16 protein-coding genes are annotated in these 20,734 nt (G+C 37.3%); all 16 read right to left on the bottom strand.

The window, feature by feature from the left end:
* Positions 1-102 precede the first annotated feature (102 nt).
* Complete coding sequence (locus KP014_RS00475; RefSeq protein ID WP_036604545.1) at positions 103-420, bottom strand: chorismate mutase; 318 nt, start codon at positions 418-420, stop codon at positions 103-105.
* Entirely contained in the window at positions 417-1,409 is a 993-nt protein-coding gene (locus KP014_RS00480) for a glycosyltransferase family 2 protein (RefSeq protein ID WP_036604543.1), read from the bottom strand. The genes KP014_RS00475 and KP014_RS00480 overlap by 4 nt, the downstream gene beginning before the upstream one ends.
* A 287-nt stretch (positions 1,410-1,696) precedes the next feature.
* Positions 1,697-4,927 carry a hypothetical protein gene (locus KP014_RS00485; RefSeq protein ID WP_036604541.1) on the bottom strand — a complete coding sequence of 1,077 codons (3,231 nt, stop codon included), beginning with the start codon at positions 4,925-4,927 and terminating at the stop codon, positions 1,697-1,699.
* A 94-nt stretch (positions 4,928-5,021) separates the two neighbouring features.
* Positions 5,022-5,891 (bottom strand): dTDP-4-dehydrorhamnose reductase, encoded by an 870-nt coding sequence (gene rfbD, locus KP014_RS00490; protein WP_036604539.1) that lies wholly within the window; start codon positions 5,889-5,891, stop codon positions 5,022-5,024.
* Positions 5,891-6,913: a dTDP-glucose 4,6-dehydratase gene (gene rfbB / locus KP014_RS00495; RefSeq protein ID WP_036604537.1), complete on the bottom strand. Its 1,023-nt coding sequence runs from the start codon at positions 6,911-6,913 to the stop codon at positions 5,891-5,893. The genes rfbD and rfbB overlap by 1 nt, the downstream gene beginning before the upstream one ends.
* Before the next feature lie 231 nt (positions 6,914-7,144).
* A complete protein-coding gene (locus KP014_RS00500) occupies positions 7,145-7,966 on the bottom strand; it encodes a glycosyltransferase family 2 protein (protein ID WP_036604553.1) in 822 nt (273 codons plus the stop codon).
* A gap of 17 nt (positions 7,967-7,983) precedes the next feature.
* Entirely contained in the window at positions 7,984-8,799 is an 816-nt protein-coding gene (locus tag KP014_RS00505) for a sugar phosphate isomerase/epimerase family protein (protein WP_036604535.1), read from the bottom strand.
* Positions 8,796-9,572, bottom strand: coding sequence for an NAD-dependent epimerase/dehydratase family protein (locus KP014_RS00510; protein WP_036604533.1), 777 nt, complete (start codon positions 9,570-9,572; stop codon positions 8,796-8,798). The genes KP014_RS00505 and KP014_RS00510 overlap by 4 nt, the downstream gene beginning before the upstream one ends.
* A 15-nt stretch (positions 9,573-9,587) precedes the next feature.
* Positions 9,588-10,562, bottom strand: a complete 975-nt coding sequence (locus KP014_RS00515) for a glycosyltransferase (protein ID WP_036604531.1) — start codon at positions 10,560-10,562, stop codon at positions 9,588-9,590.
* Complete coding sequence (locus KP014_RS00520) at positions 10,559-11,671, bottom strand: FAD-dependent oxidoreductase (RefSeq protein WP_036604530.1); 1,113 nt, start codon at positions 11,669-11,671, stop codon at positions 10,559-10,561. The genes KP014_RS00515 and KP014_RS00520 overlap by 4 nt, the downstream gene beginning before the upstream one ends.
* 19 nt (positions 11,672-11,690) lie before the next feature.
* On the bottom strand, positions 11,691-13,691 hold the full coding sequence (locus tag KP014_RS00525) for a hypothetical protein (protein WP_036604528.1): 2,001 nt from the start codon (positions 13,689-13,691) through the stop codon (positions 11,691-11,693).
* Positions 13,692-13,718: 27 nt separating this feature from the next.
* Entirely contained in the window at positions 13,719-13,985 is a 267-nt protein-coding gene (locus KP014_RS00530; RefSeq protein WP_246590612.1) for an EamA family transporter, read from the bottom strand.
* 154 nt (positions 13,986-14,139) lie between these two features.
* Positions 14,140-16,482, bottom strand: a complete 2,343-nt coding sequence (locus KP014_RS00535; protein WP_063619562.1) for a glycosyltransferase family 2 protein — start codon at positions 16,480-16,482, stop codon at positions 14,140-14,142.
* A 22-nt stretch (positions 16,483-16,504) separates the two neighbouring features.
* A complete protein-coding gene (locus KP014_RS00540; protein WP_036604525.1) occupies positions 16,505-18,097 on the bottom strand; it encodes a class I SAM-dependent methyltransferase in 1,593 nt (530 codons plus the stop codon).
* Positions 18,094-19,314, bottom strand: a complete 1,221-nt coding sequence (locus tag KP014_RS00545; RefSeq protein WP_036604523.1) for an ABC transporter ATP-binding protein — start codon at positions 19,312-19,314, stop codon at positions 18,094-18,096. The genes KP014_RS00540 and KP014_RS00545 overlap by 4 nt, the downstream gene beginning before the upstream one ends.
* A gap of 11 nt (positions 19,315-19,325) precedes the next feature.
* On the bottom strand, positions 19,326-20,687 hold the full coding sequence (locus KP014_RS00550; RefSeq protein ID WP_036604521.1) for an ABC transporter permease: 1,362 nt from the start codon (positions 20,685-20,687) through the stop codon (positions 19,326-19,328).
* Between the last annotated feature and the right edge of the window lie 47 nt (positions 20,688-20,734).

The raw sequence follows: 20,734 nt of genomic DNA on the forward strand, positions 1-20,734 counted from the left end.
TCAATAACGGGATGCTCTCAAGTAAGCATTTTGCAAAATGCTGGAGTAAGATCAATACAATATTAGCCTCGCGGGTACTGCCGCATTTCCTGTTCGTTCCTGTTAATCGGGTACGGATTGGGTGCCCTTTTCATTCGTCATTTCGCGATGAAGCCGCAGTTCATGTTCTATAAAAGCCGATACAATGCCGCGATAGATTTGTTCCATTATATCCGGATCGCCGCCATGCTCCGCAGCTGTTGTCCGTATTTTTGCTATTAACTGCTCCACACGCTGAGGAGCTTTGACGGCGTCGGCATCCTTTTTGAATGCAGCCGCTTTATTCACGTATAAATGTCTTTCGCACAGCAGCGCCACAATCTGCCGGTCCAGCCTATCAATATTAGCCCTTACCTCTTCGATGCTTCCGCAAGATTTCATCGCACTCTTCCTTTCTTACGCTTCGCCCTGTCCTGAACCCATTTTCTTTTCTTTCTCAGCGAACCCCATTGCGCAAAAAAACTTCTCCACGCCTTTAGCACCTTCGGCTCCTTCAGCAGCATATATCCATGGGCGGCAATTTCGTATGGGAGAGACCATAGAATAGTTCTCAGCACAGTCCGGAGCGGCTCATTTTTAACAATCATCTTATACCGGTTAATATAAGAAATTCTCCGGATAAACAGCGGCTTCCCGCTGCGGCCCGATGCTTTCCAGCCCCGTTCATGGTATCCGATCGCATCCGCGACGTAATACGCCTTCCAGCCCAGCAGCCGCGCCCGCCACGCCACATCGACATCTTCCTTATAGGCAAAAAAATCCGCGTCAAAAAACTCGCCGTCCACGCTGATCTCCTCAATCATCCGACGCGAATACATCGCCGCCGCCCCCGATACGCCGAACACCTCCCCCGACTCCATCCAGTTCTCCGCCGGCTCCCCTGCTCCCCGGTCAAAAGCCCTGCGGGCCTTATTCATCCGCAGCCCCGTACTGTCCACCGTCCCCGGGTCCGCCTTGAACAGCAGCTTTCCGGTGGCGCTGCCGATTCCGGGCTCGGCTTCCATCCGGGCAACCAGCCTGGACACATAATCCGGTGCCAGTGTAACGTCGGGGTTCAGCACCAGCACATAATCGGCATCACTCGCGGCAATCGCCTGGTTGTGGGCGGGGGCGAAGCCGGTGTTGGAAGAATTCAGGAGGAGCGGGCAGCCGTATTCGGATTCCTCTCCTTTTGCTCCCAGCTTGTCGTCTCCTCCTGCACCCTCGTACCATTTCTCAACATTCCGCACCGTTCCATCCGAAGAAGCGTTATCGACCACAATAATCCGGTCAACCGGATAATCCTGATACTGTACAGCCTTCAGGCAGTCCATTATATCCGCCTCGCTGTTATACGTTACGATATGTACACTTATCGTTTTGTTCGCCATGGCCTATTCCTTGTTTGATTTAGTCATTGATAATTCAATAGTATATCGCAAACTTGGCACTTTCTAAACCAAAAACTCCCCGTCTGTCAGTACAGACCGGGAGTCTTGAATTTGTTATAAAGCTGTCGTTTCAGAATATCCTATTAATCCCTTAGTTCGTCGGCCAGAAATTCCTTAAGCCTTTTTCCAATATTTTATTTTCTCCAACCCTCTAGTTCCAAAGTCCGTATCTTTTACAGATCTTAATATATCAACTGAAATACCCTAATATAAAGGTCAATGTTAAGTTATTCATTTATGCCGATTAAATTCGGAAATGAAGCAATATCAGAATAAGCGTCCAACTTTTGTCCAATTTCGACATGAATGTATGCCCCAGAAATGTTTACTGAAGTAATTGTAACCCTTCTTCCATCTTTAAATACTAATTTATTTCCTACTCTTAATTGCTCTAAATTATTAAGTGTAGTATCAAATAATAGTGTAAAGTTATCCTTTCCAATACCGTTACTCCAGTGTTCATCGGATAAATTTGATAATTTCAGCTGTTGATTAGACTGTGGGTTTATAGGATAATACTTATCTTTTTCATCATCATAATACAACATTTTACTTATTGACACATTTGAATCAAATAAAAAGGTTAAATAATTCACTTTGTTATCCCACCACTTATAATCTGTACTCAAGCGAATTGCATAGCTATGTTTACCTTTGGTTATATTGAATAAAAACCCCCCCAATTTATCCTTATTCTTAGAATTCAATTCAATTGCAGCACGTTGATTTGCTTCACTTTCCATTTCTATTATTAAGAATAGAGGTTGTTTCATGATTCTCTCTTGTGTATCGACGAAAAATTGATGGATGTTAATTATTGGATGAGTAAGAGATGAGGACTTTAGAAATGCATCATTTCCATCCCGTTCAGCCCATAATAAAGGAATATCCCCAATGTCCCTCACCCAAACTTCTGGTTGATCTTCTATAACATTAGAAACTAATCTTTTTTTCGCTAACTTATCATGAAAAATATCTTTTTTTGATTTTAATACATAAAGATCAAAGTTAGCCAACCTAATAAAAGGGGTGTAATTCTCGTAAATATATTCAGAAAGCATATAGTACTTAAAATCAACAGAAATATTGTCAATACTACTTCCTAGCTTCCCCCCAATCGGCATCAAGACGTATGGAGGATTATTCAATTTAATTTCTTTCAAAGCTAGTCTTTGTGTTGTATCATCACTAATCATTAGTGGAGATTGATTAGCATAAATAGGATTTTTCCGATTAACTAAAGCAAAGAAATAATTTGTTGACGAGAAATCAAAATATGTCTCATCTTTCTTCAATGTGGCGTCTAGTATGTCTTTAAGCTGAGTCGCATCCGAAAGTTCTCCCCTAACTCGAGATCCATTAAAGTCAAATGAATTTGTGTATTGTTGATAATAATTTGTAGATGTTATTGCTTTAGTTGTTACAGATATGTTTCCTTTCAGCGTAACCATATTGATATTAATCAATGCAATAGTAATAATGGAAGTTATTAAAAAGATGACTATTTTATCTTTATAACCAAATCTAATTATCATGTAGCATAAAATGGCTAATGAGAATGTTCCTAACGCATGAGTTATACTACCTTCAACAAGAGAGTGACGCACAATCCCTCTTGAGATATTTGCCAAATAAAAGAATGAGAAATAGAAAAACATTATTAAATTCTGCTGATTTACTTTTAGTACCTCATCTTGTAAAACTGTATATTTCCCAATAGTAATTAAAGAGATTACCAATATCAAAATAGGCAATATGTAATAGACTACTGTATAAGCTATTAAATTATAATCTCCTACACTACTATAAGCCCAGTTTTGATTGGATTCGCATAGTTTAACAAATTCAACAATTCTGTCCACCGGAGATATTCCCTTTATCAAACATAATACTACAAAGAGAATTATCCCCGAGAAAATAATTATGACACCCGAACCTAAAAATTTAAGTATTTTTGAATAGCGTTGTCTGTAAAAGAAACAACTGATTATATAGGTAACCACTCCGCTAATAATTGCTGCAACACCCAAGTCAAGTCTATAAATACATAAGAATGTCGCAGCCAGCCAGAACTTAATAGTATTTTTAATAGAACCAGCTTTAACGCATCTGTAAATAAAAAAAACTATAATACCAGAGAACAAGTACAATATGTTAAATAAATTCTCCAATAAAGGAAATGTCATAATAAAGAAAAATGAATTGATCTCCCCAATAAGAGCCTTTAATAAATAATACACAAGAAGTATATATATAACTACCACATACTTATCGTATAAAAAGGCCGCCCATGGTTCATACCCATTAACAAAAGAATATAAGTAAGCGAACACTTGATTATAGAGCATATGAGCATCATAGTTTTCAATTATAGGGATGCTTCCATATTTAAAGAAATGATCAATCGCTAATCCATGATTAGCCATTTCAAAATACTCTCGGCCTACACCAGCTACTCGACTTGGTTGTGCTATCATAAAAGCAACTGTAGCTAAAATAATCGGGATATAAATCTTGTACAACAATTTCTTTCTATCTATATTTAACCACTCTTTATTACTTTTGGAAAAGCTGATAATAATCATAAATAAGATCAAACATATAGCGAATAATATACTATACATTAAGAGTGGCCTATTAATTATTATGCCGAACCGTTTATTGAATATATTCAGTACCTCAAGCATTATTGGTTGTAAGATTCCAGTTAACATAACTGGTATACCAGCTACAAACATTAAATTTTTTAATTTATTATCTTCTATGTTTGTTTTATCTCTGAAATGCTTAAATAACTTCTCACATACAAAAAGCAAGATTGCACTTGATATAAAGCATCCCAACATAATATACAAGACATCGACATTTATTCCTAATTGTTGTACAAGTTTTATATTGAAAAAATAATCCAATAAATGGAGATTTTTCGAAACAACCCATACGAATAAACTAAGTGGGATGGCCATTAATATATACCAAATAAACATATTTAGTTCTATATTTTTATCGTAAAAAAACCTAATATAAATCCATCCTAATAAAATAACTTCTCCTATAAAGTAAAGAGCTAAATCTTGTCCAGCAGATAAAATGCTTGTTACAACACCCGCTATACCAATAAATGAAATTTCAGTAATTACGCGAATGAAAGGTAAAGTACTATCATTACACCTGCTGATAATCATTCTATGTATTACAAAGAAAAAGAAGGCTGAAATTAAAATTAAACCGATTAAAAAGATAATATATGTATTTATACGGTCAGCTATGTCCAGATTAGTAGCCGTAGCAGAAGACATTATATGATCTGAAAAATCCTTTATATTAGGCTCATATATTAATACGCTTTTCATAAATATTAAAGCTAGTAATAATGAGAACAAAAGAGCTGATGCTGACACGGAAACTAATAATTTTTTTGGGGTATTATATATTGCTCCCAATTTTTTTCTCAACATCTCCTACAACATCCCCTTAAACTCCAGAAATAAATGGTAGTATAAAATGCAAATAAAACTCCCGTATCATATAATGATGCGGGAGTTGAACTCCTTATACTTTTAGCTCTAGCAGGAAACTTTTAAGACCTTCCCGCCACGACCGCAAATCCTGCAGACCGTTCGTCCGGATCGACAAATGCTCCATCACAGAATTTCGCGGACGCGGAGCGGGCCGTGGAAACTGTTCAGTCGTACATGGCTCCAGCTTAGCGGTAAACTTGAGTCCCAAGATTTCCTCCGCCTCGGCAAAAATCGCCTGGGTAAACTCATACCACGTACAAACTTCAGTATTGGAGGCGTGGTAAATTCCATACTTTTCAGTGCCGATCAATTCCAGCAGGAAATTTGCCAAATCCACCGTATACGTTGGTGAGCCCTTCTGGTCATCCACGACTTGCAGCACCGGTTTTTCCTGGCCAAATTTCAGCATCGTTTTGACAAAATTATTCCCGTATTTTCCATACACCCACGAAGTGCGCACGATAAAATACTTGGACGACAAGGTCTGCACCAGGATTTCCCCGGCTCGTTTGGACTTGCCGTAGATGCTCTTGGGATCGGTGTTGTCGTATTCATGATACGGCTGACTTCCTTGTCCGTCGAACACATAATCCGTACTGATATAGACCAGCTTGGCGCCGGCTTTCTCCGATGCGAGCGCAACATTGCGCGTTCCCACAGCATTGATCAAGTATGCAGCGTCAACATCCGTCTCTGCGGCGTCCACCGCCGTATGAGCGGCGCAGTGAATGACTACCTCAGGGCCAAATTCTCCAATAACCTTGTCACACTGGTCAAGATCGGTAATATCCATCTCCTGCCGGTCGCAGGCCAGCACCTCATACCCCCGGCTTTCCAGCAGCAGCACCACATCACGGCCGAGTTGTCCCGCCGCCCCCGTCACCAGAACCTTCGTCGACATTACAGGGCATCCCCCAAACGGCTGCCGTATTGCTTTTCGGCATACTTCTGGTATTCTCCGGACTGGATGCGAGTCCACCATTCTTTATTGTTCAAGTACCATTGGATCGTTTCCTTGATTCCCGTTTCAAACGTATGCTTCGGCTTCCAGCCCAGCTCGTTCATAATCTTCGTTGGGTCTATGCCGTAGCGCCGGTCATGCCCCGGACGGTCCTGCACATACGTAATCAGAGATTCCGGCTTACCCAACTCCTGCAAAATCGTCTTGACGATATGCACATTCGTCCGCTCATTATTACCGCCAATGTTGTACACTTCACCCAGTACACCCTTATGAATGACCAGATCAATCGCGCTGCAATGATCCTCCACATAGAGCCAATCGCGAATGTTCAAGCCGTCGCCGTACACCGGCAGCGCCCCGTCAGCCAAAGCGCGAGAGATCATCAGCGGAATGAGCTTTTCCGGGAACTGGTAAGGGCCATAGTTGTTCGAGCAGCGCGTAATATTAACCGGCAGACCGAACGTTTCATGATAAGCGCGCACCAGCAAATCCCCCCCCGCCTTGCTGGCAGAATAAGGACTGTTCGGCGTCAGCGGCGTCTCTTCCGTAAACAGACCGGTCGCCCCAAGCGTACCGTACACCTCATCGGTGGATACCTGTACAAACTTGGTGACTTTATGTTTTTTCGCCGCATCCAGCAGCACCTGAGTCCCTAGCACATTCGTCTTCACAAACACATCCGGCTCCAAAATACTCCGGTCCACATGCGACTCCGCCGCAAAATTCACGACCACATCCACGCCCTGGCCGATCAAAGAGTCCATCGCCTGAACATCCGTAATGTCCGCTTTAACAAACGTATAGTTCGGATGATTCTCAACCGATTTCAAATTTTCCAGATTACCTGCATACGTAAGAGCATCCACATTGACGATTTGGTAATCGGGATGCTGCTGAAGCATGTACATAACAAAGTTGCTGCCAATAAAACCGGCTCCGCCGGTGATGAGGAGTTTCATTAATTAAACCACCTTTGTTTCATCAGTCATAAATATTTCAATATTATATCTTATACAACATTTATGTGTGATGGAATGAATTTCGTCCACTGCATTTTATAAATTGGCCCTAACTACACGTATTATTATAGAACTTGTTACTACTTAGGTACAACATCATGATTTTCATTATCCTAAGTACACCATATAGCAGGATTTGTACCAAATAGGTACCAGAATTGTTACGAAACTTTAAAGTGATTGCGCACCTTTTTGATATTCCACATTAGATTCAGGGTTATATTTTTTAAGTGCCAAATTAAACAATATTTTCATGAGAAGCATATTACCCCTTAAAGGACTGATTTTAGTAGGGATTTTCCCTTTGGGATAAGCTCTAGTCACAGGAATTTCTATCACTCTGTATCCTAATCTGGAACTTCTAACTGACAAATAAGCCAGCAGTTCATAAGTACTAAATATATTTCTAAACGGCTGAACTTTAGGGTCCAATAAAAAGCTCCTTGAGTGGGCTCTGAAACCATTGGTTGTATCTGTGTAGCGAAAACCTGCAATCAAAGAAATAACTGGTGCATGGATCAGTTTTATGGCAAGCTTCCTAGATAAAGGCGTATTAATTTCACTGCCCCCGGGAACATATCTCGAACCCTGTACAAAGTCGTAGCCCTCATCAAGTTTCTCTATAAATGACGGAATAGACTCGACACTGTCCTTATTATTGCCGTCTACAGTAATGACCCCTTCATACCCTTGTTCAAGGGCATACGCAAAGCCCATTCGGAGCTGTGCACTTAATTTCCCCGAATCCTTCTTCACGAGAAGCGTCTTAATTCCTAACCCCTCCAAAAACTGCAGGTTCAACGAATTATCCGTGCTTCCACCATCTAATATAATAATGTCAATATTAGAAGATATGGCTGCCATTTTCTTTAATTGCTTCTGTATCTTTTCCCCTTCATTTATGACCGGTATGCATACACAGTATTTATTCCTTGATCTATCATTCAGCTCATTTGCCGCATAATTAGGAACTTGCCAATTTTCCTTATTCATTGTTTGAAGTCCCCCCATTAGAGATACGTTTCTCCCACAAAGTCAACAGCTCTCCTAACGCTCTCAACATTAGATGGCAATAAACCGCTCTTCATCTCGATTGAAATATACTGTTTGTAGTGAAGTTCCTTCAGCGCTTTGGCAATGGATTGATGGTGTTCCATAGCATTGGATCCTACTAAACCCAGATAAGGTTCACTCACATGGAAATGGGCTAAATAAGGCAAGCTTTTCTCGATTGATTCATAATAGTTCTCACCATTTAGGTTCATAGCCGCAGCGTCTAAATGTAATCTAAAGCCTGGATGATTAACTGCCTTTACAAGTTCAATACCTTGGTCTGTATCGGTAACAAAATCACACCCATATTGGGATGGATTAGGTTCAATGCAAAAAACCACGCCATTTTCCAAAGCAACTTGGCCTAATTCATAAAAAAAGGAAATGGCAATATCAAGTCTTTCAGTAGAGCTCAAGCTTCCTGCCAATCTGTTTTTAGGCGAGCCAAATACCAATGCCTTTGTTCCTAGAACCCCGGCAACCCTAATAATCTTCGTCAAATAGTCGATTAATTGGACACGACTATTCTCTTCGCCAAATAAAATTAAATCTGGTTGGCCAAATAAAAGAGACTGCATGGCGACTGGTTCTAAACCGCGATCTATCCATTGTACTCGGTAATTATTAAGTTCATGCTCTGTACAATCGACGGGTGATTTCCACTTTTTTGTTGGAGCAATTTCTATACCTGTAGCATTGCGACTCTGTAATACCTTTATAACTTGTTCCTCATCATCTGCTTCCCAAGCTATATTCGAAATAGAAAGCTTCACAGTTCAGCCCTCTCTTTCGATATAAAGGCCTTTATTTCCGATAAAATTTCATTCTTATTTTTAAAATATTCTTTTGATTCACGATTGTTAAAAAGATAGCTATATTTGCTGTGCATATCGTAGAAAACAGGGGGATTCTCTGTAACATTATCAAATAATATATTCAAAGCTGCTTTAGCCACCTCATGCGCACTAACCGGTTCTACGACAAAATTCACCAATGAGAGGGATTGATTTAAAGCGGTCTTAATGTCATTCCATAACGAATCCATATTATAAAATTGAAATTGACTATCGCGATGAGTTAAATGCAGACAATTGGTATGAATAAGATCATAAATGAAATTTTTCTTCAAACCTTCTCCAAATAATCCTGGAAGTCTTATAACAAGATGATTCTGAAAATTTGCTTGCACGAATTCTTCCAAATAGAATCTATGCCGCCCATACGGTGTTACTTCTTCAGGAATGATTTCGGTTTCTTCATCCACTTCAATGGGATTCTTGTAGACATCAACGGTTGAGATTAGAACAAATTTCTTTGCTGTTATTGTTTCCAAGTTCCCTATAATCTTTTCAATATTTCGCAAATCTTCTTCAGGATTTTGATTGGCTTTCCACTTTACTGCCGGGGCGGCAGCGCAAACGACGAGATCATAGTCTCTTCCTTTGATATCATCTACATTTTTAGAATTATACAAATCGTCAAACGCTGTACTTCTCAGCAGTGTGGAGCCTACATAACCCGTATAGCCTATCAGACAACTTGTCAAAGTAAAACCTCTCCTTTAAACGGATAAATTATCTTTGTTGCGTTCCACTAATTGGAGATGCTGTCTTTTCTCTTTATACATCTCTACCGAGCTGGTGCTGTAGAATGGCCGATTTTGAATTTCTGTAAGAATTCTCGAAATATACTCTCCGATTACACCGAATATAAAGAACAATCCCGCAAAACCGAATGAAATTAAAATCATTAATGTTGTCCAACCTTCAACAACTGATTGATTAAAGAAATAATTATAGAGCGCATACGCGCCCATAAAAATGGAAAATCCAAAGAAAGCAAAAGTTAAATAATGAGCAGCCTTTAAGCCGGCGTTGGAGAAAGAAACCAGAGCATCAATGGCCAGTGATACATTCTCCCTGGTCATCTTTTTTCCTTTAGATTTGAAAAGGGATTGATACGTTACGAGACTTTTGGAGTAACCCGTAAGTTCATATAGAGCCTTGCGGTATCTGACCTTTTCTTTGAGATTCAGCATGGAATTGAGCGCTCTACGAGTTACCAGTCTGATGGTTTCGGTTTGCAAAGATAATTTCATATAGGATAGATTATTAAGCATTTTATAAAATAGTCTGGACTTCCAGCCTGTTGAACCTGCTGTTGCAGCTACAATATCGAATCCCTTTTTGGTTGCTGTCTGGAAAAGCTCATAAAGCAGTTCAACAGGATAGTCTATTGTCGCAGTCTCAATCTCGAACACAAAATCTCCCATAGATTTATTTAAACCAGCCATCATCGCATGTTCAATGCCATGTTTTCTTGATAAGTTAATTATGGTGGTATCGCCATGGATTTGTTTGATAGCTTCCCTTGCTTTAATAACTGTTTCATCCTGGCTGTAGTCGTTTACTAATATAATTTCATAACTTTTGAAATTTTTATCGAACAGTTGATCAAGCGTAGTCAGTGTATGACCCACCGTTGACTCATTATTATGAGCATAAACAACGACAGAAACAAAAACCTGCTCTTTCATAGCACTTCCTCCAAATCATAAATTGTGTTAAATTTCCCCGAAAATACTGAAATAAAAGACGGTGAATTGGAAAATTCCTTAATTACAGTGGGTCTAGAATCATCCAGCTCTGAAGCGCTTATCAACGCTTTAACGGCAAATAATGAGCTTTCATAGGCTACAGCAATATCTGGCATTAAATATTTCTTAGCTAACTGGTGCATTCTGTTCCAAGCTGACTCTGGCTTAACAAAGCAAGTATTGCAGTTCTGGAGCTGATCCTTTGAACAATCCTCCCGATAATTCTGACATGTGAATTCCGGTAATGGATTGAAAGATGATTCATGTGGAGTATGACCTACCGAAGTCAATGAATGGTACCCGCTTACGCCGAATGGCATCAACGAGAAGAATGGACCATCCATAACGGTTATCCCTACATTTTTCATGCTTTGCGATACCTTAGTCATTATAACTTCACATATTTCATATTTTGTAGTAAACAAATCATAATCAAAAATCTTTAATATTTGGTTGATACTTGCATAAGTAGCGTTAAGTATTTTAGGTGTTGTTATAATATCGCCATCTTTAAAAAGCAGTCTGAAATCAGTTTCTTCTTTAAAGCTCCGATCTAGATGTTTATTATAATAAATTGTTACATTTTTGAAACTCCCCAGCTCTTCCACATACCAGTTGCGTATAATATTTGCATCATAGCTAAACTCTACAGTTTCATACGTCGCCTCTACCAAGCCGGGATTAAAATAAGGCTTGCTGCTGACTTCATAGGCTGGAATATTGACATACTCACAGAAATTCAAAAATTGTTCCGCGTTTGTCAACGAGTCATTTGCAGATATAGCATAAATCTTTTTAAAACTATCATTGATAGAAAACGAAAAATCCCTAGAAAACCGCTCATAATAGCTTGCCGATTTTGCAGCCGTGGATACACTCCTAGGATAATGATAGCCATTATGCACCCTGGCTTGGTTAATATAACTAGCTCGCTGTAAAGGTTTATCATCGAATTCTATAACAGCCACTTTTAAGTCCTTCTTAGCAAGCAAATGCGCTGCATAAAGCCCATAAATGCCCGCTCCAAATATCACATAATCGAACTTCAAAACTTGTCATCCTTTCAGGTCAGCTCATTACTTTTGTAAGCATAAATTCTTTCAGGATAAACGTATTATTAGGAGCATATCCATCAACATCCATCCTAATTTTATTAATATTCTTGCTCTCCATCCATGAAGCGTTTCTCCCCACGGGTATAAAGTATGAATGTTCCCCTTTCAAAATTGAAAACTTTATAGATCTATTTTCTGAATATCCAGTCCCGTCATCCCAAAACAATTGCCCTATCCCATCCTGCTGTACATTGTTTAGGGTCACCTTAATCAAGTCCGCGACTTGTACGGAATGAGCATTATTTAAGGATACAACAAGGAAAGGATCATTGCCTATAATTTTTAATTCATTCAAATTCTCTAAACTAATATTATTAAACTGATATAGTTCGGGATGGAATACATTGGAATTATCCAGTTTAACGGTGAGATTGCCATCTAATTTCGAAGGGATGTTCTTTAAATCCTGAGTATTTAAAAATGGATTGTATATCTTTTGTTGATAATTCTCCAATGAAATCTTTTCTTCAAGGATGTTTACCTTAATTTTTGTTGCGAAATTCTGCCTCGACTGGGCCGTGTCAAACATAAAATTGACTGTTAAGAAACAAATCATCATTAACAAAATCCATCCAAATAGATGATGATACTTTTTAACAATTACTTTCTGAGTCAGCACGACTGTCAATATAATAAATCCAATCGAATTCATATATACATATCTACCGATCATTATATCAACATCTTGAGAAATAGTCCCATAACACAGAATAATTATGTTTAAAAAAATACTGGAAGTAAGTAGAGTTATAAGTTGAGATTTAATATCCTTAAGATTTCTCCAAGACTTGACTGCATATATAGTCGCTCCGACAAGTGTTCCTATCAATACCCAGGACAATAAGTTCGTGATCGTGAAGTAAGGTTCTTTTATTCCTGGAAACCCACTCTCTTGCGGGTTCCAGAAAGATCCCAGAAAAAAATTAGTTTTTTGCAGAATATAGTATATCGATAATTGTATATTATTAGGATTTACAATCCCTTTCACGAAAGCAACATGAAGACTGTTCGCAGTAAATTTTTGATAATGATACAAATTAAAAATAAACCATGGGGAAATTAGAATCCCACTGAATATAGCATAATATAAGGCCTCTTTTATCTCTTTGTTCAATAAGTAAAATAGAATAATTACTCCAATAATATATATGGAAGTGAATTTAGTTAAAATCATTGCTGCAGTTATTAGGGAAAGATATGTTAGATGTTTGAAGGAATGTTTTTCACCCAATATTTTTACTATGTAAAAAATTAATACGCTCATTAGAAATACAACTAATTGCTCGTTGCTTATGGTGATCATTCTTGTCATAAAGCCTGGATTCAAAAAAAATAAAAGAGAAACAGCATGAAACAGGTGATCATTCTTCTCAATGATGTTTGTTCTCACCAGTTCCAGATAAGTTTTTTGAATAAAAAAATAAGTCAGAAGAATAAGAACGATGCCAAACACACGCAACATTATGACACTAAAAATCAAACTCTTTTGAAAAAGGGCTGCTAATAATGAGGAAACTAAATAATATAACGGTGGCTGAACAGCTTCATATTGTGTATTACTCGGCACTAGCTCTCCAGTCACTTTATAAAGCTCATTTGTATTAATTATGTCGTAAAGCGTAGGCAGTTTATGCTGTTGAATAATATGCAGTATATAGTCAAAATGGGCTCCCTCATCAATTGGAGAAAAAAAGGGGAGAAATAAAATGTAGTATAGGCCTAACAAAGCAAACATGATATAGGTAAGTTCTCTGTATTTAATTTGTTTAAGAAGTATTATTACAACCCCATAAAATAAGAGTGAGGCAACTAGATAATGTGGAAAGGCTATTTTTTCGTTATTGTTTGCATAATAATCAATAAAAATCCAACCCATATAGCCACAGAACAAAAATATGATTATCCACAGACTGTATCTGTATTTCGTATTATTGAAATTCTCTTCCAACTTCAATTTCCCCCAGCCTCCCAAAGCTGAATATCAGTGAAAAATAATTATAGCACCTGCTACCAATAGGATAGTACCAATCGTTTTGGACATTGTTAAACCTTCATGAAAAAAAACAACGGAAACCAATACGAGCCCTATTATTGTTAGCGCCTGTGCAATAGGAGACAACCTTCCAATTTCTCCTTTTGACAGAGCAAACAAATAAACAAAAAAACTGCCACCATAAAGCAAAGCGCCAAACCATATGTTTGGCGTAGAAATGATCTTGACAATACTATCAGAATTTATAGTATCCAACTGCAGTTTGTTTAATCCGAATTTTAGAACAGTCTGTGCGGAGACGTTAAGTATAATTGAAACAAATAAGTATATCCACATTTTTTATTCCTCGCTAACTTATAGAACTAACATCGCTAAGTTTCTTTAATATCAAATTCCCAAAAACTATAAGTTAAATATTAACTTCAATTGAGTGTGCTTTCTCTTTTTTACATCTCATAATACTAAGATTGTTTTCATAAATTTCAGAGGGGGTACCTATTGAAAAGTCTTCTTTGTCCTTTGTTAGATTAGGATTATAAGCTGGATCATTGTTTAAAATCCTAGACCAACGATTTTTAACCCATTCAATCTCCCCAGCAAATCGAAATTGTTTTTCTGGGGTATCTTCATATCCTCTACTTTTTGATTCGTAATGGTATAACTTCACGTGTGGTAGCCATAAATTGTTATATCCTAAGCTCCAGACTTTTAAACAGAAATCAACATCATTAAAAGCAACTTGCAACTCCTCTTCTAGACCGTTCGCTTCAAAGAATATTTCTTTACGTATCATTAAGCATGCAGCTGTTACAGCTGTATAATTTGATACAATTTTTAATCTTCGGTAATAACCAGAACTATCCGAAGCAAAATGTTTATGGCTATGCCCGGCCACTCCTCCAAGTCCTAGTATGACTCCTCCATGTTGCAGTGTTTTATCAGGGTAATATAAGCATGCACCTACAGCTCCTATTTCTGGACGAATTGCTTGTCCAGCCATTTCCTGTAACCAATCTTCGGAGATAACTTCAGTATCGTTATTCAACAATAGTAATAAGTCTCCACTGGCCTTTTCTGCGCCAAAATTATTTAACTTTGAGTAATTAAAAGGAATGTCCAACACATAGACTTTAAATCTCTCTTCTTCATTCTTTTCCCAATATTTATACAATTCAAAAATTTCAGGTTCTGTACTTCCGTTATCAATTATAATAACTTCATAATTATAATATCTAGTTCTTGTGAAAATGGAATCCAAACATGTTTTTAGTACAGAAGCCATATTTTTGGTTGGAATAATAATAGAAATCTTAGGGTTGCTGGTAGGCTTAAACTTAGTTAAGTATATATTGGAATGGCCTTCTATTGATACAACAGTTGCAGACAATTTTCTTCTATCTATTGCATCCTCTACCGCTTTCAAACCAGCAATATGTGTATAATCCTTAGACGTCCCGCTAGAAGCGGTAGAGTTCTGAATTGCCCTCCAATGGTAAAGGATTTTGGGAATATGATAAATGTTATTGGTTAATTCAGTAACCCTTAACATTAGGTCAAAATCCTGACTTCCCTCATACCCTTCGCGGAACCCTCCAACTTGATCAACTAGGCTTTTGCGACAAACTGTTAGGTGACAAATATACATTTGAGAGAGTAACAAATCAGGAGACCAGTCCGGTTTGAAAAAGGGAGAAAATCGTTCCCCTTGGATTGAAATCTTATCTTCATCACTATAAATAATATCTGCATCACGAAATCTGTTAAGCAGTAAAGCATTTTCATAAAGAGCATCTTGAGTTAGTTCGTCATCATGGTCGAGCAGTGCGATAAATTCACCGGTCGCAATTTCCAAAGCAGAATTTGATGATTTAGAAATATGCCCATTTTCATTTCTGTATACTACCTTTATTCTACTATCACGAGCTTTATACTCTTCTAGCACCTTCGTGATATGTAATTTAGTAGAGGCATCATCGGAAATGCATAGTTCCCAATTAGAATAATACTGCGCCAATACGGAATCGATACATTTTCTCAGCCAAACCTCTTCTATATTATAAACGGGAAGAATAATAGATATTAAGGGCTTATATTCAAAAGCTTCAATTTCATCATTTATTTGAGAGATCTCTTTTTCCAAAAACCTGCTTTTCTCAAGCCAACTACTATAATCGTTAACCATGCTATTGCTATTGTACTCCATAATTTGTTTAGCATTAACCCATAGTGACTTCATACCACTAGTTTTGATAGCGTTCAGAACTTTTCTTATCAAACTGACAATCCCTCGGTAACCATAGCCTCTTTGAGAAGAGTAATTTCTTAAAGCTTTCACAGCAACACAAATTCTACTAACTTTCTTCATTTTCAAACTGCTAAAGCTAAAGTCAAGTTTCTTTTCACCAGGGTCCAATCTGATTGCTATTGCATCGTCAGGAATATAAAGATACGTTTTAGTATTGGAATTACCTTTGGTGATTTCACCGATAATTAGGCTACGACCTTCGTTAAAACCTTCGCCATCATCCCAGTACATCTTTAAAGGGATACGTTCCCCAGCATTTGAACTCCATGACATTTCGTTCCATCCATTTCCGAATTTTCCATCTACCAAAAAACTTGGATCTGCTCCAAATGAAATCCAGCGGTCTCCATCTTTCTTCAAGTCATTCAAAGGAATTAATTTCAGTTTACTTTTTACACCAAATACTCCAAGTAAGATAAAAAAAATCGATTTTAATCTTGAAAACAAAGAAGCACCTGCTCTCTTAATATTATTTCCCTATAACTCTCTTCAACTTTGTTAAATAAATCCATCCTCTAGACTCATATATGGATTTTAATTCAGCTGCATTACTGTTATTTACTCGTCGTAATTCAAGAATAGTTTGGTGTAACTCCCCATTTGTTTGGGATAACTGAGCATTTTTTTGGTTAATTTCATTTATAGTTTTCCTGGAAGTATCATTCGAAAATTTATGATTTTCCAACTCCGTAATTAAGGATTGATTTGTAATCATTAGTTCATTAATCTTTGCTGACAATACTGATATTTGCTGTTCCAATTCCTCAATACTTTTTGCATGTGAAATCCCCATCAGTCTCGTCTTTTCGCCAATAATTCTCATGTGTTCAGTGTAATAGTCAACTATAGAAATAAAAGCTTCATCTTGGGGTAACTTGACAATGTCGAAACTCACTTCTTCTATAGCTTCTTCCATTAAAATACTCAGAATTATATAAGGATCATCTTCATGGAAAATAAAAGTGTTATTAAAATTCAGATTAAAGTTCCCACTAATCGTATATGCTGCTTTTGGAAGGTTGTTTTGAGCGTTTATAGTAATTATAATATTTTTGATTTCAAATGAGCCTTTAAAATTAGACGGGTCTATTCTTATTGATTTAAGATTCTGAGATTTAAGATCAGCATGTATGTGCTGTCTGTTACTTTTCAGGTTGAATTTAATACTTTTATCTTCAGTGTATCCTGCCCCTTCATCTTTAAAAATCTGAATAAAGTCTGCAGAAGCATCATTAATATTTATTTTCAAAGGCAAGTCAGCTAGGCTATAGAAGATCTTTTCCATCCCATCTAGTTTTAATAGGTCTTCATCTCTTTTAGATAAATTTATTTTTCTTAATGGTAACGCAGATAAGTTTCTACTTTTTGATCCTACACATATTTTTCTATAGGACTTCTCCACAAAATCATTTGCAAAAAGATGTTGATTGTAAAACCTATCAATTTCATTTCTATAAATCCCCAATCTGGAGTCTTGAGCTGCAATGAAATGTATAGCCATTAGCCTTTCCCAGATGCGCACATCTCCATGATTAATCATCTCAAACTGAATGTTTTGCGCTTTAAGATGCTCAGACACCTTACGCAAAACGGGCAGACCGTTCATCATATGTTCTTCTAGCCAGATAAAATCTTTGCCAAAAATCGATTTATATACCGCATTTACCCTTCTTTCTGCTTCAACCACTTCAGGAGAATGAAAAGGGGCTGTAATAACAAAGAAATCCGAACTAACTCTGTTAAGTTCATTTAGAAATTTTTCACGATCTTTTTCAAAGATATGTTCAAATACGTCTAATGCAACAACGATATTATAGTGATCATCAGAAAAATCCATTGAGGTTGCATCACCTAATATATATTTAGGATTATTTTGTAAATATTCAGGCAATTGTATATCTAGATAGGTTATTTGGTCAATCGGCAAGAACTTCTCTAAGTTCTGATGTTCGTTGGCACCCACCTCAAGAATATTAAAGACTTGCCCAGGCATCCTCATCGAATTAATTATATCAGTAACGTTTTGATACCGTTGATATTGATCAAAAAGAACATCTATCATTTTAGTACCTCCCAATTGTGCTTTATATAAACTAATCCTTCTGAAAAGTACTTATTGGTTATAGTAAAAGATACCGCGTTCTCCATATAATGTATATTGATGATTCCCTCATTATTAAAAAGACCCACATCTAAACAAAAGGTTCCACCCAAAAGGGGAAGCTGCGGAATACAATAATTCACTTTATGTCTTCCCATTTTATTAGGAATCGAAATATTTTCCAAAAAAGTATTTGGACCAAAAATATAGTCTCGACTCGGCGTATAAATTGCTGCTCCTAATAGCAGATCGTCAATCGACTCTTCATATACTTCATATTCTATTTCTACAATTAACTCCTCAAATGTTCGAAGTGACGTTTTATTAATTTGAACATTCGTGATAAGAGCTAGCACATCAGGATTGGAAGGAAGAACAAAATCCGGCTCTATCGAAGTAATCACTTTGTTCGCTCTCGGTTCAGTTCCCTCCGTTAACTGTTCTGTATCGTTTCTCATATAATCCTCATATAAGTCTACGACTTCACTTGAATCTCCCAGCGCTTCTATCTTCCCATTTTTTATCCAAACCGCTTTATTACAGAACCTCTTTACTTGCTCTGAAGCGTGAGAAACAAAGAGGATCGTAGTGCCGTTTCTCTTTAATTCCTTCATTTTATCAATACATTTTGTCTGGAACCGTGTATCTCCAACAGCCAGGGCTTCATCAACGATGAGAATATCGGGCTCCACATTTATGGATACTGCAAAGGCAAGTCTGGCAAACATACCGCTAGAGTATACTTTGACAGGCTGATCTATAAACTTACCGATATCGGCAAATTCGATTACCGAGTCAATTTTTTCATCCATCTTCTCTCTGCCGTAACCCATCATTAAACCGTTCAAGTAAATATTCTCCCGGCCCGTATATTCAGGATTAAACCCGGCCCCTAATTCCAGAATAGCAGAAATCTTCCCATTGATTTCAACACTGCCGCCGGTTGGCGACAATACTCCCGTAATGATTTTTAGGAGCGTTGATTTACCCGAGCCGTTCTTGCCAAGTATTCCAACAGCATCCCCCTTCTCTACGGAAAGTGTAATGCCATCCAAAGCGACAAATTCCTTATGATAGACTTTATTGAAGGGATGGACCGCTTCTTTAAAACGATCGGTTGGCTTGTTATATAACTTGTATTTTTTCACAAGATTATTTATTTCTATTATCCCGTTCAATAATCTCACTCCTATAGCACATCCGAAAAATGCGGTTTAAGTTTTTTAAAGACTTTTATGCTAAAAGTAAACAATACAAGACAAAACAACCAAAAATACACAGTTTGGTACGGGCGATTTATAAATAAAATATGGTCAATAAACGTATCTCTGTAACCTTGTACAATATAAAACATTGGATTTAATTTGAAAACTCTGCTCCAAAAATCGGAAAGCATGCTGACCGTCCAACCAATTGGTGTGAACCAAAATCCGATCTGAAGAATTACAGCAATTATCTGATTTAGGTCTTTAAAGAAAAGAACGATTGAAGAAGTGAGGAATGATACCGAAACAGCTAAGACCAACAAACATACTACATAGTAGATCAGTTGAAAGCTATATATGGTTGGGAATCGCCCATAAAATGCATAAATAACAAATATAAAAATAATAAAAAATAACTGAACAAAAAATGCCGAAAATATCTTAACTAATGGAAGCAACTCAACTTTAAAGACTACCTTTTTTACAAGATAGCTATATTCAAGATAAGCGTTAGTAGCGGTTGAAAGAGCGTCGGAGAAAAAAAACCATGGAATGATACCGGCAATAAACCAAATAATGAATGGGACATTCCCTACATCGCCGCTTCTCAGTCCAACTTGGAATACAAACCAATAGGTGCCGATAGTGAGCAAGGGATTTATAAATCCCCACAAAACACCCAAATATGACGAAGCAAATTTCGTTTTAAAATCATTCTTCGCCAGATTTAGAACAAGTTCCTTATTAGCAGAAAAATCTCTCACAAACCTTATGCTTTCTTTCACATATCTTCCTATAAAATAAAAGGCGGCTGCGGCAAGCAGGCTTAAAAACAAAGATATGATTTTCAAACTCCAACTTCCGCCATGCTTAGCTTCAGTAATATATCTGCTGGCATCAAAATAAATAAACGGATCTTTGCCGCCAGCCTTCAAGAGATATTCTTCGGATTCCTTTTTTTCAATCTTCAACTGATTTAGCTTCGCATTAATTTCGTTTACATCTAGTTTCACTTTTGAATTTGCGGTGATATACAAATCACGAGCAGTTACTATATTATTCTCGTTACCAAAATCGATTCGGATAAAAGAATACTCCGGCAAATTGAATACAAGCTCTTTCCAATCACCCGGATTAGTATAACTAATATGAATAGACTTCTCTTCACTCCACGCATCGGGATCATCCGCATAAAACAACTGATAGTCTATTTTTTGTTCCGATTTGACTTTGATATGCAAAGACACATCGGTGTTTTCTTTCCAATACAAATTGATATAGTAGTAAGATACTCCTAAAACAATTAAAGCACACATAAATAACAAAAGATGCTTTGCCGCTTTCATTATACTTCTCCTAACTATTTATCAAGTAAAGGCCGAGATTGCTGTAG

The sequence above is a fragment of the Paenibacillus sophorae genome (assembly GCF_018966525.1).
GTDB classification, from domain to species: domain Bacteria; phylum Bacillota; class Bacilli; order Paenibacillales; family Paenibacillaceae; genus Paenibacillus_AQ; species Paenibacillus_AQ sophorae.

Bases quoted from the DNA above. Each gene is read 5' to 3' on its own strand.
- KP014_RS00475 (WP_036604545.1), bottom strand. From the start codon at position 420: ATGAAATCTTGCGGAAGCATCGAAGAGGTAAGGGCTAATATTGATAGG.
- KP014_RS00480 (WP_036604543.1), bottom strand. From the start codon at position 1,409: ATGGCGAACAAAACGATAAGTGTACATATCGTAACGTATAACAGCGAG.
- KP014_RS00485 (WP_036604541.1), bottom strand. From the start codon at position 4,927: ATGTTGAGAAAAAAATTGGGAGCAATATATAATACCCCAAAAAAATTA.
- rfbD (WP_036604539.1), bottom strand. From the start codon at position 5,891: ATGTCGACGAAGGTTCTGGTGACGGGGGCGGCGGGACAACTCGGCCGT.
- rfbB (WP_036604537.1), bottom strand. From the start codon at position 6,913: ATGAAACTCCTCATCACCGGCGGAGCCGGTTTTATTGGCAGCAACTTT.
- KP014_RS00500 (WP_036604553.1), bottom strand. From the start codon at position 7,966: ATGAATAAGGAAAATTGGCAAGTTCCTAATTATGCGGCAAATGAGCTG.
- KP014_RS00515 (WP_036604531.1), bottom strand. From the start codon at position 10,562: ATGAAAGAGCAGGTTTTTGTTTCTGTCGTTGTTTATGCTCATAATAAT.
- KP014_RS00540 (WP_036604525.1), bottom strand. From the start codon at position 18,097: ATGATAGATGTTCTTTTTGATCAATATCAACGGTATCAAAACGTTACT.
- KP014_RS00550 (WP_036604521.1), bottom strand. From the start codon at position 20,687: ATGAAAGCGGCAAAGCATCTTTTGTTATTTATGTGTGCTTTAATTGTT.